Below are 11,781 nucleotides of genomic sequence, written 5' to 3' on the forward strand. Positions count from 1 at the left end.
CGTCGAGGATGCGCAGCCGGGAGGTGACGCGGGCGAGGATCGCGAGCAGGCGTTCGGCGTCAACCATGGGCTCGGACGAAGTCCCGCCGGAACCGCTCGCGGCGCACCGCCTCGTCGAGGTGCCGCTTGCGGGTCTCGGCCTGCCAGCGGATCCGGGCCGGCGGGTCGTCGTCGAGCACCACCCGCCCGGTGAGGGCGACCCGACCCGCGAGCCCCTCCGGCCCGACCCGCAGGTCGAGCAGATCGATCACGTCGGGGAGCTCCCCGCGCAGCCGCCACCCGTCGAGACGGTCCCGGGCCCACACCGCGAGGTCCACGTCGGACCCCCCGTGCGCGGCGCCGGTGGCATGGCTACCGAACACCAGCGCGAACACCGCTCCGTGCGTGCGCAGCGTCGCCCGGACGGCGTCGAGGTCGACCGGGAGGTGCACACCGGGAGGGTACGGCAGCCGACGGGCGGCGGCACCCCACCGCCGACGGGTGCGGGCACCGAGGAACCGGCTCGGCAACCGTGCACACCGCGCGGATCCACCCGGGTGCCGTGGTGTGGGACCCGCGACAGCGGGTATGGTCGCGCATGAGCCCACCCGAGGAACGCGACAGCAGGCAGCCGCCGCCCGCGAGCATGCCCCGGCCCGCTGCGGCGGCACCTGGCCGCGGCACGGCGGCACCCGGCCCGGCCCGGCTGCGGCTGCGTGCACTGGTCGTCGGCGCGGCGGCGGCCGTGGCCCTGACCGCGTGCACCGCCGAGCCGGCGACCACCCCGCCCGGACCGCCCACCGCCGGTCCCACGGCCACCGGGCCCGCCCCGACCGACGCCGGCCGCGCCGAGGTGGTCGCCCGGCTCGCGCCCAGCGTGGTCACGGTCCGCACCGGAGAGGGCGCGGGCAGCGGCGTCGTGTACGCCCCCGACGTCGTCATCACCAACGCGCACGTCGTCGGCGAGGCCACCGAGGTCGAGCTCACCTACGCCGACGGCACGTCCTCACCGGGCACCGTGCTGGCGACCGACGCCACCACGGACCTGGCGATGATCCGCTCCGCCCGCACCGACCTGCCGGTGCCCGAGTACCGCACGGACGTTCCACGACCCGGCGAACCCGTCATCGCGATCGGGAGCCCACTGGGCTTCGAGGGCACGGTGACCGCGGGCATCGTGTCCGGGTTGGACCGCCAGATCCCCGGCTCCGCCGCACAGTCCCGGGCCCTGGTCGACCTCATCCAGACCGACGCCGCGATCTCCCCGGGCAACTCCGGCGGCGCGCTGCTCGACGAGACGGGACGGGTCATCGGCATCAACGAGGCCTACCTGCCCCCGGCCACCGGAGCGGTGGCCATCGGGTTCGCGATCCCGGCCGCCACCGCCGTGGACATCGCCGAGCAGCTGCTCGCCGACGGGGTCGCCGTCCATCCCTTCCTCGGGGCCCGGCTGGCGCCGCTCACCCCGCAGGTTCGCGAGGCGTTGGGTGTCGCGGCGCAGGAGGGCGCCCTGGTGATCGAGGTCCAGCCCGGCGGCCCCGCCGCCGCCGCCGGGGTCGCCCCCGGCGACGTCGTCGTGGAGCTCGCCGGGACCGAGATCACCACCAGGGAGGACGTGCTGGGCGCGCTGCGCGACACCGAGCCCGGGCTCGCCACCGACATCGGCGTGCTGCGCGACGGGGAGCGGCTGGACCTGCCGCTGACGATCGGCTCACGGCGCACGTCCTGACGGTCCCGGGCCCCGCCGGGCTCAGGCGTGGGCGGCGCCGCGCCTGCGCCACGGGATCAGGTGCATGATCGCGACGACGACCGCGCCGACGACGAGCCCGAAGACCGCGGAGAGAGCGGTGTTGGTGAGCCAGCCGAGGAACCCGCCGAGCGCGCCGGTGGCGTCGTGCACGGCCACCTCGACACCGTGCACGAACGCGTACGGCGGGGCGAAGCCCAGCTCCTCGACGCCCAGCAGCAGGATGTGCCCACCGACCCAGAGCATCGCCGCGATCCCGACCGTCGACAGGACGGAGAGCACGATCGGCATCGCCCTGACCAGCCCGCGCCCCACCGCGCTCACCACGCCCGACTCGCGCTGCGCGAGCGCCAGCCCGGCGTCGTCCATCTTGACGATCACGGCGACGGCGCCGTAGACCAGCGCGGTGATCGCGACCGCGACCACCAGCAGGATGAGCGCGCGCGACAGCAGTCCCTCCGAGGCGACCTCGTTGAGGGCGATGACCATGATCTCGGCGGAGAGGATGAAGTCGGTCCGCACCGCACCCGACACGACCTTCTTCTCGTGGCCCTCCGGGTCGGCGACCGCCGCCTGCTGCGTCTCCTCCGGGGCCGGCTCGTGCCCGGAGATCTTCTCCCAGATCTTCTCCGCGCCCTCGTAGCACAGGTAGGTGCCGCCGATCATGAGGATCGGGGTGAGCAGCCACGGCGCGAACTGACTCAGCAGCAGCGCGACCGGCAGGATGACCAGGAGCTTGTTGCGCAGCGAGCCCGTGGCGATCCGGCGGATGATCGTCAGCTCGCGCCGGGGCTCCAGGCCCTGCACGTAGCGTGGTGTGACGGCCGCGTCGTCGACCACGACCCCGGCCGCCTTCATCCCGGCCCGCCCGGCCGCGCCCGCGATGTCGTCGAGGGAGGCCGCGGTCAGGCGCACCATCGCCGCGACGTCGTCGAGCAGCGCGAACAGCCCGCTCACCGGGTCACCGTCCGCCGCCTGGCCCCGCCCGTGGTCTCCACGACGGAAAGCCTAGGTCAGGTGTCGAGCGGTGCCGGCGCCGGTCGGCGACCGCGAGCGACGGTCCGCCGGGGCAGGTGTGGCGACCTGGTCTCCCGACTCAGCCGGCACGGACCTGCTCGCGCAGGATGTCGGCGTGCCCGCAGTGGTGGGCCAGCTCGCGCAGGACCTGCAGGTACACCCAGCGCAACGTGCGGGGCCCGGCCCGGTGGCCGGTGACGACGACGTCGAGCGGCAGGTCGGCGACCGCCGCGCGCGCCCTCGCGCAGGCGTCGCGGTGGGCCGCGACGACGGAGGCGACGGTGTCGTCGTCGGCGAGCCGGAAGGACTCCTCCGGGCTCCGCACCAGGCCGAGCTCCCGGCGCGACGAGCCGCCGACGCACTCCTCGAACCACACCCGCTGCATCCACGTGACGTGCTTGAGCAGCCCGAGCAGCGTCGTCGCCGACGGGACGAGCCGACGGCGGGCCTGCTCCTCGGTCAGGCCGTCGAGGGTCGCCTCGACGGCGCTGCGATACTCCTCGACGAACGCGTCGAGCTGAGTGCGTTCCCCGTCCAGGAGCACATCGAACGAGCCCATCACGGTCTCCCCTCCCGCCGCGGGCCGACGCGGCGCCTCCTCCACCAGGGTGGCGCACCGGCGGGCTGGAGCAGGTGCCCGACCCGCCGGAGAGCCTCACGTCCGGATGAAGGTCTCCTCATCCACTGAGCAGATGTGACGTCCGGACGGGCACCATGCAGGAACTGTGTCCTACGAGGAGCACGTGCGGAGCGCGCCGCCGGTCGATCCCGGACGGCCGGTGCTGACGCATGTCTCGACACGCAGGCTGAGGGCCTCGAAGGAGGTTCCCCACCGCGGCGCCGCCCGGCGCAGGCTCGTCGTCCCGGCCCGGCTACGGATCATGGCGTGGCTCGTGCTGCTCCTGCTGGTCGCGCTGGTCACCGTCGTGGTCGTCACGCGCAACCTGCTGGTGGCCGAGGCGCACAGCGACGCCACCGAGGCGCTGAACCAGGAGGCCGAGGAGTTCAAGCAGTTCGCGGCGGCGGGTGTCGACCAGGACACGGGCACCCGCTACGAGAACGGGACCGAGCTGCTGGAGCGCCACATCTCGCGCCAGTACCTCGACGACGACGAGATCGTGCTGGGCATCACCCGGGAGGGGGCGATCGTGCCCCAGCGGGGCCGGGAGGCCATCGCGCTGGCCGAGCGGGACAACCGGTGGCAGCAGATCGTGGACAACCCGGCGGTCACGGACGTGCTCGCGACCCGCGACGGGCAGCTGCGCTGGATCAAGGTGCCGATCGTCGACGACGCGGGCAACCCGGACGGCACCTTCGTCGTCGCCTACGCGATCGACCGGGAGACCCGGGAGATCGACGAGACGATCCGCACGCTCGTGCTGGTCAGCGCGATCGGGCTGGTGGTCGCGGCGATCGCGTCGTGGGTGGTGTCGGGGCAGATCCTGGAGCCGGTCAACCTCGTCCGCCGCGCCGCGGCGCAGATCAGCCACGACGACCTCACCGAGCGCATCCCGGTCGAGGGTCACGACGACATCGCGGCACTCTCCGCGCAGTTCAACGGCATGCTGGACCGGCTGGAGCACGCGTTCGGGGCGCAACGGCAGTTCCTCGACGACGCCAGCCACGAGCTCCGCACCCCGATCACGATCATCCGGGGCAACCTGGAGTTCGTCGAGGACGACGATCCCGCCGAGCGGGCCGAGGTCGTGCGACTGTGCACCGACGAGCTCGACCGGATGAGCCGGATCGTCGAGGACCTGCTGCTGCTGGCCAAGGCCGAGCGCCCTGACTTCGTCGTGGCCGAGGACGTCGGTCTGGTGGACCTGACCAGCGACATCCACGCCAAGTTGCGGGCGCTCGGGGACCGGCGCTGGGCGCTGGAGTCCATCGCCGAGGGCACGGGCAGCCTGGACGGCCAGCGCGTGACCCAGGCCGTGATCCAGCTGGCGCACAACGCCGTCGGCCACACCCGGCCCGGGGACGCGATCCGGTTCGGGTCCTCGGTGACCGCCACCGAGGTGGTCTTCTGGGTCGCCGACACCGGCAACGGGGTCCGCCCCGAGGACGGCGAGGCGATCTTCCAGCGGTTCTCGCGGGGACACAGCGGCGGGGCCCGGGCGAACCACACCGGCGCCGGTCTCGGGCTGACGATCGTCACCGCGATCGCGGAGGGCCACGGCGGGCACGTCGAGCTGCGGTCGGTGTACGGCGAGGGCGCCCGCTTCTCGCTCCACCTGCCCCAGCCCGCCGGCTACCACGAACGCATCGACGACCGAGAGGACGGCACGGCGTGAACCGCATCCTGATCGCCGAGGACGAGAACCGCATCGCCCGCTTCGTCGACAAGGGCCTGCGGGCCAACGGGTTCCTGACCTGTGTCGTCGCCGACGGCAACTCCGCCGTCGACCACGCCCTGTCGGGCCAGTACGACCTGATGGTCCTCGACATCGGCCTCCCCGGCCGGGACGGGTACGCGGTGCTGCGGGAGCTGCGCGAGGCTCGGATGGCGATGCCGGTGGTGATCCTCACCGCCCGGGACGGTGTGCGCGACACCGTCGCCGGCCTGGAGGGCGGCGCCGACGACTACATGACCAAGCCGTTCCGCTTCGAGGAGCTGCTGGCCCGGGTCCGGCTGCGGCTGCGCAACGCCCCGGGCGCGGTCGCCGAGGTGACGCTGCTGAGCGTGGACGGACTGTCGCTGGACCTGCGCACCCGCCGTGCCCGGACCGACGACCGCGACACCGTCGACCTGAGCGCGCGGGAGTTCGCGCTCCTCGAGATGCTCCTGCGCCACCCCGGCCAGGTGCTCTCGCGCGAGCAGATGCTCGACCACGTCTGGGGTTTCGACTTCGACCCCGGTTCCAACGTCGTCGACGTCTACATCCGCCAGCTCCGGCGCAAGATCGGAGCCGACAAGATCTCCACGGTGCGCGGCATGGGGTACCGGTGCGGCTGAGCGCGGATGAAGGGACCTTCATCCGATCTTCATGCCGGCTTCCCGACCGTTCGTCACGATGGGAGGCGTGGAACCGGTGAGGAGCAACATCAGACGACAACGCGGCGTGCTCGCGTCGGTACTGGCTCTCCCGCTCATCGCGGGCACGGCCACCTGGGGCATCGCCGACGGCTGGTTCGACGGCGGAGCCGCCGTCGTCCAACCCGCAGGGAACGACGGCACGTCGATCGGCGAGGTCCCCGAGCTGCCCGAGCTGCTCGGCGGTGTGCCCACGGGGCCCGCGCCCGGCGTACCGCAGCCGCTGCTCCCCGCCCCCGGGGAGGACCCGCTCACCGCGGCACCGGCGGCGCCGGCGGCGCCGGCGGCGCCGGCAGGCGAGGAGGACGGCACCGGGGGTCCCGGCGCGCCCGCCGCGTCGGGGCCCGCCGGTGAGGAGGACGGCGCCGGCGGCGCAGCTGCCGGTCCGGATGGGTCGGACTCCGATGCCGGCGAGGACTCCGGCGGGGACACCGACGGCGGGGACACCGACGGCGGGGAGGAGGGCTTCCGGAGTGGCGGCGACTCCGAGGACCGGTCCGGCTCCGGCGAGGAGGCGAGCCCGAGCGGCGGCGACTCCGGTGAGGACGGTGGCTCCGACGGGGGCGACTCCGACGGCGGCGACTCCGACGGCGGCGACTCCGACGAGGACGGCGGCGAGGGCTCCGAGGAGGACTGACGGATCGATCGACCTGACGAACGCCCGGCCGGGGACATCCGGCCGGGCGTTCGTCGTGTGTGAGGACCGTCTCGTCCGGATCGGGCCCGGATGAGAGCCGCTTCATCGAAGAGGGGGCCGACGTTTCATCTGTGTTGCGCAGGCTCGTCCTCGTGAACAGAAACGTCCGCACCCCCGCCGTCATCCAGGTCCTGCTCGCCGTCGCCGCCCTGCTCGTGGTCGGGCTCAGTGTCCTGTTCACCCCGGACCACGGGTCGAACTCGGGCGCCGGCGCGACGATCGGTGAGCAGGAGCTCGTCCGCATCACCGGGCCCAACGGGCGCACGGTCGAGGCCGTGGCCCGCATCGACACCGGGGCCTCGGCCTCCTCCATCGACACCGCGATCGCCGAGGACCTGGGCTTCGATCTGGAGAGCGCCGAGACGATCACCGTCGCCTCCTCGCTGGGCCGCGAGGAACGCCCGGTCGTCGACGGGGCCCTGCAGATCGCCGGGCAGCCACAGAGCGTGCGGTTCTCGGTGACCGACCGCAGCGAGCGTTCCAACCCGGTGCTGCTGGGCCGCGCGGAGCTCGCCGATCTGCAGGTGCAGGTGGGGCAGCAGCTGCTGACCACCCCCGGTGCGGACCGGGCGCCGTCCACGCTCGCGACGCTGCTCTCGCAGGCGCCCGCACTCGGACCGATGCAGCTGCTGGCCCTGCTCCCGCTCGCGGTGCTCGTGGTCGTGCTGCTGCGGGTGCTCGTCGGCGTGCAGACCCTCGGCACGTTCTCGCCGGTGCTGCTCGCGATCGGCTACACCCAGGCCGGGCTCGTCGCCGGGGTCGGACTGACGGTCGTGATCGTCACGGCCGGGTTCGTGGCGCAGCCGCTGCTGCGGCGCTTCCGGTTGCCACGGGTCGCCCGGCTCGCCGTGCTGGTCGGTGTGGTCTCGGTCGTGCTGGTCGCGATCACGCAGTTCGCGGGCGGGGGCACCGGCGCGATCTGGGGCACCGCGCTGCCGGTGGTCGTGACGGCCGTGATGGTCGAGCGGCTCTGGGAGACCTGGGACCTCGACGGCTGGCGCGACGCCGCGCGCGACGCCGTCGCCACCACGGCGGTCGCCCTGCTGGTGACCGCGCTGCTGCTCGCCCCGACGGTCCGCGACCTCGCCACCTCGGTACCGCTGGCCCTCGCCGTCGCCTGCGCCGTCTGGGCCGGTGTGGCCGGCACCTACCGCGGCCTGCGACTCACCGAGCTGGTCCGCTTCGGCCGGGGCGGCCCCGACGACGCTCCCGTCGTGCCCGACGCCCCCGCACCGGTCGACGGCAACACGGTGCGCCTTCCCGCGCCGACCCGTACCGACCCGATCCCCTCCGCCGCGCGGGACACCACCGTGACCGCCGGCCCCCACCCGACCCGGGAGATGACGAACCGATGAGCATCCTGACCCCCCTGCGCAGCACCCCGACCCTCCGCCGCCGCGCGCGCGCCGTGCGCCGCTGGGACCGGATCATGGGCCTCAACGCCCGCAACCAGCTGATCGCGCGGGCGAACCCGTCGCGGGCCGTCCGCCTGGTCAACGACAAGGTGGCGACGAAGCGGGCGCTGACCGCGCACGACGTGCCGGTGGCCGACACCCTGCTCGTCGTCGACTCCAGGCGAGCGCTCGGCCGTGTCGACTGGTCCGCCCTGCCCGACTCGTTCGCCCTGAAACCGAGCCAGAGCCTCGGGGGTTCGGGCATCCTGCTGGCGGCCCGGCGGGACGCGGCGGGCTCGGGGTGGGAGTCCGCGTCCGGGCGCGCGATCACGGTCGCCGACGTGCGCGAGCACGTCCGCTGCATCCTCGACGGCGAGTACTCGCCCCGCGGTGACGACGTCGCGTTCGTCGAGCCGCTGATCCGCACCCACCCGGTGCTCGAGGAGATGTCGTTCCGCGGGCTGCCCGACGTGCGGGTGATCTGCGTCGACGACGAGCCGCTGACCGCGATGCTGCGGCTGCCGACCTCCGCGAGCGGGGGCCGCGCCAACCTGCACCAGAAGGCGATCGGCGCGGCCGTGGACCTCGCGACCGGCACCGTCGAGCGGGCGTGGATGGGCGGGCAGTCGCTCGACACGCACCCCGACACCGGCAACCGGCTGACCGGCCGCCGGGTGCCGCACTGGGACACCGTGGTCGAAGCCGCCCGGCGCTGCTCGGCCGCCACCGGCCTGCGCTACCTCGGCGCCGACGTCGTCGTCGACGCCGACCGCGGACCGCTGCTGCTGGAGGTCAACGCCCGGCCCGGCCTGCAGATCCAGAACGTGACGGGCCGGGGACTGCTCGACATCCTGCCGGCGGAGGTGGCGGCGTGACCTGGCAGCCGGAACACGGATGGCCGTGGTTGGCCGGACGCTGGGCCGTCGCGGCGGGCGCCGGTGCGGTGCTCGGCGGCGCGGTGTGGCTGGGCGAGCCCGGACCGTCCGCGCCCACCCTCGCGCTGGACCCCACGAGCACCCGCGAGGTGGTGCTCGAACCCGCCGAGCAGGAGAAGTTGTCCAGCCTGATCCCCGAGGCCGCAGACCCGGACGACACAGACCCGGACGACGCAGGCCCGGACGACGCAGGCCCGGACGACACGGACCGGGGTTCCGGCTCGTCCGTGGCGCCGGACGCGGACCGCGAGGAAGCCGACGATGCCGGTTCCGCCCGGCCGGACGACCCGCAGGAGCCGGCTGCGCTCCCCGGGCGTGGCGACGACGGCACCGGGCCGGGTGACGAGGACCAGACGGGCGACGACCGGGTGGGTGACGACGGCGGCTCCGACTCCGACGGCGACGGCGACGGCGACGGCGACGGCGACGGCGACGGCGACGGCGACGGCGACGGCGACGGCGACGGCGACGGCGACGGCGACGGCGACGGCGACGAGGACTCATGAGCATCCGCTCATCGAGCCCTCAGGTGGCATTCACCTTCCGTCCACATCCTTGCGGCATGGATGTGAGTCAGGGCCGTGTGCGCACCGTCAGCATCATCGGTACGGGATACCTCGGTACCACCCACGCGGCCTGCATGGCCGAGCTGGGCTTCGAGGTCGTCGGGCTCGACAGCGACCCGCACAAGGTCGCGATGCTCGCGGCGGGCCGGCTGCCGTTCGTGGAACCGGACCTGGAACCGCTGCTGGCCGAGCACGTCGCCACCGGGCGGCTGCGTTTCACCACCGACCCCGCCGAGGCGGCGGCCGCGGACGTCCACTTCCTCTGCGTGGGCACGCCCCAGCGCAGTGACGGGCTCGGCGCCGATCTCGGCGCCGTCCGCGGCTCCGTCGCCGCCCTCGCGCCGCACCTGAGCCGCCCGTGCCTGGTGGTCGGCAAGTCGACGGTCCCGGTCGGCACGGCCGCGGAGCTGGCCGAGACGCTGCGGGAGGCGGCTCCGGCCGGCCCCGAGGTCCACCTGGCGTGGAACCCGGAGTTCCTGCGCGAGGGGCACGCGGTGGCGGACACGCTGCGCCCGGACCGGCTGGTGTTCGGGCTGGAGGGCGGCCCGGACGCGCCCGGCGCGGCGCGGGCCCTCACCGCGCTGCGCGAGGTCTACGCCGACGCGCTCGGCGCGGGCGTGCCCGAGGTGCTCGCCGACCTCCCCACCGCGGAGCTGGTCAAGACCGCGGCCAACAGCTTCCTGGCCACCAAGATCTCCTTCATCAACGCGATGGCCGAGCTGTGCGACGCGGCGGGCGCCGACGTCACCGTCCTCGCCGGGGCGCTCGCGCTCGACGAGCGGATCGGCGGCCGCTTCCTGGCCCCTGGGCTGGGCTTCGGCGGCGGGTGCCTGCCCAAGGACATCCGGGCGTTCGTCGCGCGCGCGGAGGAGATCGGGGCCGGCGCGGCGCTGGCCTTCCTCCGCGAGGTCGACGCGGTCAACCTGCGCTGCCGCACCCGGGCCGTCGACCTGGTGCTCGACGAGCTCGCCCGTGGGTCCGGCCGCCGCGTCGCCGTGCTGGGTGCGTCGTTCAAGCCCGGTTCCGACGACGTGCGCGACTCGCCCGGCCTCGACGTCGCCGCGGCCCTGCACCGCTCAGGTATCGATGTCCGGATCCATGATCCGGCGGCGATGCCCACCGCCCGTCGGGTCCATCCCGAGCTCACCTACGCCGACTCGGTGGCGGCGGCGTGCGCCGACGCGGACGTGGTGCTGCTGACCACCGAGTGGCCGCAGTTCCGCGATCTCGATCCCGGCGGTCTCGCGGCCGTCGTGGCGAGGCCGGTGGTGATCGACGCCCGGCACGCGTTGCCCGCCGGGTCGTGGCGGGCGGCGGGATGGCGCTACCTGGCTCCGGGCCGCCCGGAACCCGTCGCGACCCCTCGCGCGGCAGCGGCGACGACAGCGGCCTGAGCAGGGAGAACCGGCGCCCCGGGAGCTGCGGCTCCCGGGGCGCCGGTGTCTGCGCGCCATCTGCCGGACAGGTCCGGGTCACATGAAGTTTGCTTCACCGGGCGTTCATGGGCCTATCACCGGCCGTACGCATTCTTGATCCAGTGACCCCCCGGGCGATCGACCGGGCGAGACGCCTGGCCACCAAGAATGTTGTGGTCGATCTTGTCTCTCCCGACTCGGACGTGCCCTCGTACCTGAGCGGAGCTTCCAGATGACCGACCTCCTGGCCCACCGGTCAGCCGGCCGTCCGAGCGGCCGACCGACGCCGCCCACGGCGTGCCCGTCCCGCCGGTGCGTGCCGGCGGATGCGGCCGTCGACGACCCGGCCCCGGCCCCGGCCGCCGTGACCGGGATCGGCGGGGCGCTCAAGTCCGTGGCCGACACGGCAGGCGCTCTGCTGCTGCTCCTGGTCCTGGCCCCGGTCCTGCTGGTCATCGCGCTCGCGGTGCGCTGCGACGGCGGGCCGGCGTTCTACCGGCAGACCCGCGTCGGGCGCGACGGAGTGCCCCTGCGGATGCTCAAGTTCCGGTCGATGCGGGTCGACGCCGACCAGCTCCGCGACACCCTCCGCGTCGCCGACGAGGGCGCCGGGCCGCTGTTCAAGCTGCGCGCGGACCCGCGCGTCACCCGGGTCGGTGCGGTGCTGCGCCGCTTCTCCCTCGACGAGCTGCCGCAGCTGTTCAACGTCCTCACCGGCGAGATGTCGCTGGTCGGTCCCCGGCCCGCGCTGCCGGAGGAGGTGGCGACCTACGAGGCCGCCACCCGTCGGCGGCTCGCGGTGCGCCCGGGGATGACCGGGCTCTGGCAGGTCAGCGGGCGCAGCGACCTCAGCTGGACCGAGGCGGTGGCCCTCGACCTCGCCTACGTCGAGCACTGGTCGCCCGCACTGGACCTGAAGATCCTCGCCCGCACCGCGCGGGCCGTCCTGGGCGGTGCCGGTGCGTACTGACACCCCGGGCCGGCACACCGTTCGCGA

Annotated in this window: 11 protein-coding genes and 1 pseudogene; 9 read left to right on the plus strand and 3 right to left on the minus strand. The window is 74.2% G+C overall.

Features of this window, described 5'->3' with window-relative positions; genetic code table 11:
* Positions 1 to 59: 59 nt before the first annotated feature.
* Complete coding sequence (locus tag Q1K26_RS18090) at positions 60 to 431, minus strand: nucleotidyltransferase domain-containing protein (protein WP_300014101.1); 372 nt, start codon at positions 429 to 431, stop codon at positions 60 to 62.
* A gap of 146 nt (positions 432 to 577) precedes the next feature.
* Between Q1K26_RS18090 and Q1K26_RS18095 the strand changes: the two genes are divergently transcribed.
* Positions 578 to 1,708, plus strand: a complete 1,131-nt coding sequence (locus Q1K26_RS18095) for a trypsin-like peptidase domain-containing protein (RefSeq protein WP_300014104.1) — start codon at positions 578 to 580, stop codon at positions 1,706 to 1,708.
* Between the two features lie 21 nt (positions 1,709 to 1,729).
* Here Q1K26_RS18095 and Q1K26_RS18100 read toward each other — a convergent pair whose 3' ends face one another.
* Positions 1,730 to 2,683, minus strand: coding sequence for a DUF808 domain-containing protein (locus Q1K26_RS18100; protein ID WP_300014107.1), 954 nt, complete (start codon positions 2,681 to 2,683; stop codon positions 1,730 to 1,732).
* A gap of 139 nt (positions 2,684 to 2,822) precedes the next feature.
* Entirely contained in the window at positions 2,823 to 3,302 is a 480-nt protein-coding gene (locus Q1K26_RS18105) for a DinB family protein (RefSeq protein WP_300014110.1), read from the minus strand.
* Positions 3,303 to 3,522: 220 nt separating this feature from the next.
* Here Q1K26_RS18105 and Q1K26_RS18110 point away from each other — a divergent pair, with 220 nt between their 5' ends.
* The 8 genes and pseudogenes from Q1K26_RS18110 to Q1K26_RS18145 all read left to right on the plus strand — a co-directional run.
* Positions 3,523 to 5,037, plus strand: coding sequence for a HAMP domain-containing sensor histidine kinase (locus Q1K26_RS18110; protein ID WP_300014112.1), 1,515 nt, complete (start codon positions 3,523 to 3,525; stop codon positions 5,035 to 5,037).
* Entirely contained in the window at positions 5,034 to 5,699 is a 666-nt protein-coding gene (locus Q1K26_RS18115; protein ID WP_300014115.1) for a response regulator transcription factor, read from the plus strand. The genes Q1K26_RS18110 and Q1K26_RS18115 overlap by 4 nt, the downstream gene beginning before the upstream one ends.
* Positions 5,700 to 5,775: 76 nt before the next feature.
* Complete coding sequence (locus Q1K26_RS18120; RefSeq protein ID WP_300014118.1) at positions 5,776 to 6,414, plus strand: hypothetical protein; 639 nt, start codon at positions 5,776 to 5,778, stop codon at positions 6,412 to 6,414.
* Positions 6,415 to 6,566: 152 nt separating this feature from the next.
* Positions 6,567 to 7,829: a 7TM domain-containing protein gene (locus Q1K26_RS18125; RefSeq protein ID WP_300014121.1), complete on the plus strand. Its 1,263-nt coding sequence runs from the start codon at positions 6,567 to 6,569 to the stop codon at positions 7,827 to 7,829.
* A complete protein-coding gene (locus tag Q1K26_RS18130; RefSeq protein WP_300014124.1) occupies positions 7,826 to 8,743 on the plus strand; it encodes a sugar-transfer associated ATP-grasp domain-containing protein in 918 nt (305 codons plus the stop codon). Before Q1K26_RS18125 ends, Q1K26_RS18130 begins: the two co-directional genes overlap by 4 nt.
* A complete protein-coding gene (locus Q1K26_RS18135; protein ID WP_300014127.1) occupies positions 8,740 to 9,309 on the plus strand; it encodes a hypothetical protein in 570 nt (189 codons plus the stop codon). Before Q1K26_RS18130 ends, Q1K26_RS18135 begins: the two co-directional genes overlap by 4 nt.
* 56 nt (positions 9,310 to 9,365) lie before the next feature.
* The gene (locus Q1K26_RS18140; RefSeq protein WP_300014130.1) at positions 9,366 to 10,763 is read left to right on the plus strand and encodes a UDP-glucose/GDP-mannose dehydrogenase family protein; all 1,398 of its coding nucleotides are present in this window, start codon (positions 9,366 to 9,368) and stop codon (positions 10,761 to 10,763) included.
* 409 nt (positions 10,764 to 11,172) lie between these two features.
* A pseudogene (locus Q1K26_RS18145) lies at positions 11,173 to 11,754 on the plus strand (sugar transferase); the annotation flags it as partial.
* Positions 11,755 to 11,781: the final 27 nt, after the last annotated feature.

Origin of the sequence: Pseudonocardia sp. (assembly GCF_029263155.1) — a bacterium.
Lineage (GTDB): Bacteria > Actinomycetota > Actinomycetes > Mycobacteriales > Pseudonocardiaceae > Pseudonocardia.

Bases quoted from the DNA above. Each gene is read 5' to 3' on its own strand.
- Q1K26_RS18130 (WP_300014124.1), top strand. From the start codon at position 7,826: ATGAGCATCCTGACCCCCCTGCGCAGCACCCCGACCCTCCGCCGCCGC.
- Q1K26_RS18140 (WP_300014130.1), top strand. From the start codon at position 9,366: ATGGATGTGAGTCAGGGCCGTGTGCGCACCGTCAGCATCATCGGTACG.
- Q1K26_RS18105 (WP_300014110.1), bottom strand. From the start codon at position 3,302: ATGGGCTCGTTCGATGTGCTCCTGGACGGGGAACGCACTCAGCTCGAC.
- Q1K26_RS18095 (WP_300014104.1), top strand. From the start codon at position 578: ATGAGCCCACCCGAGGAACGCGACAGCAGGCAGCCGCCGCCCGCGAGC.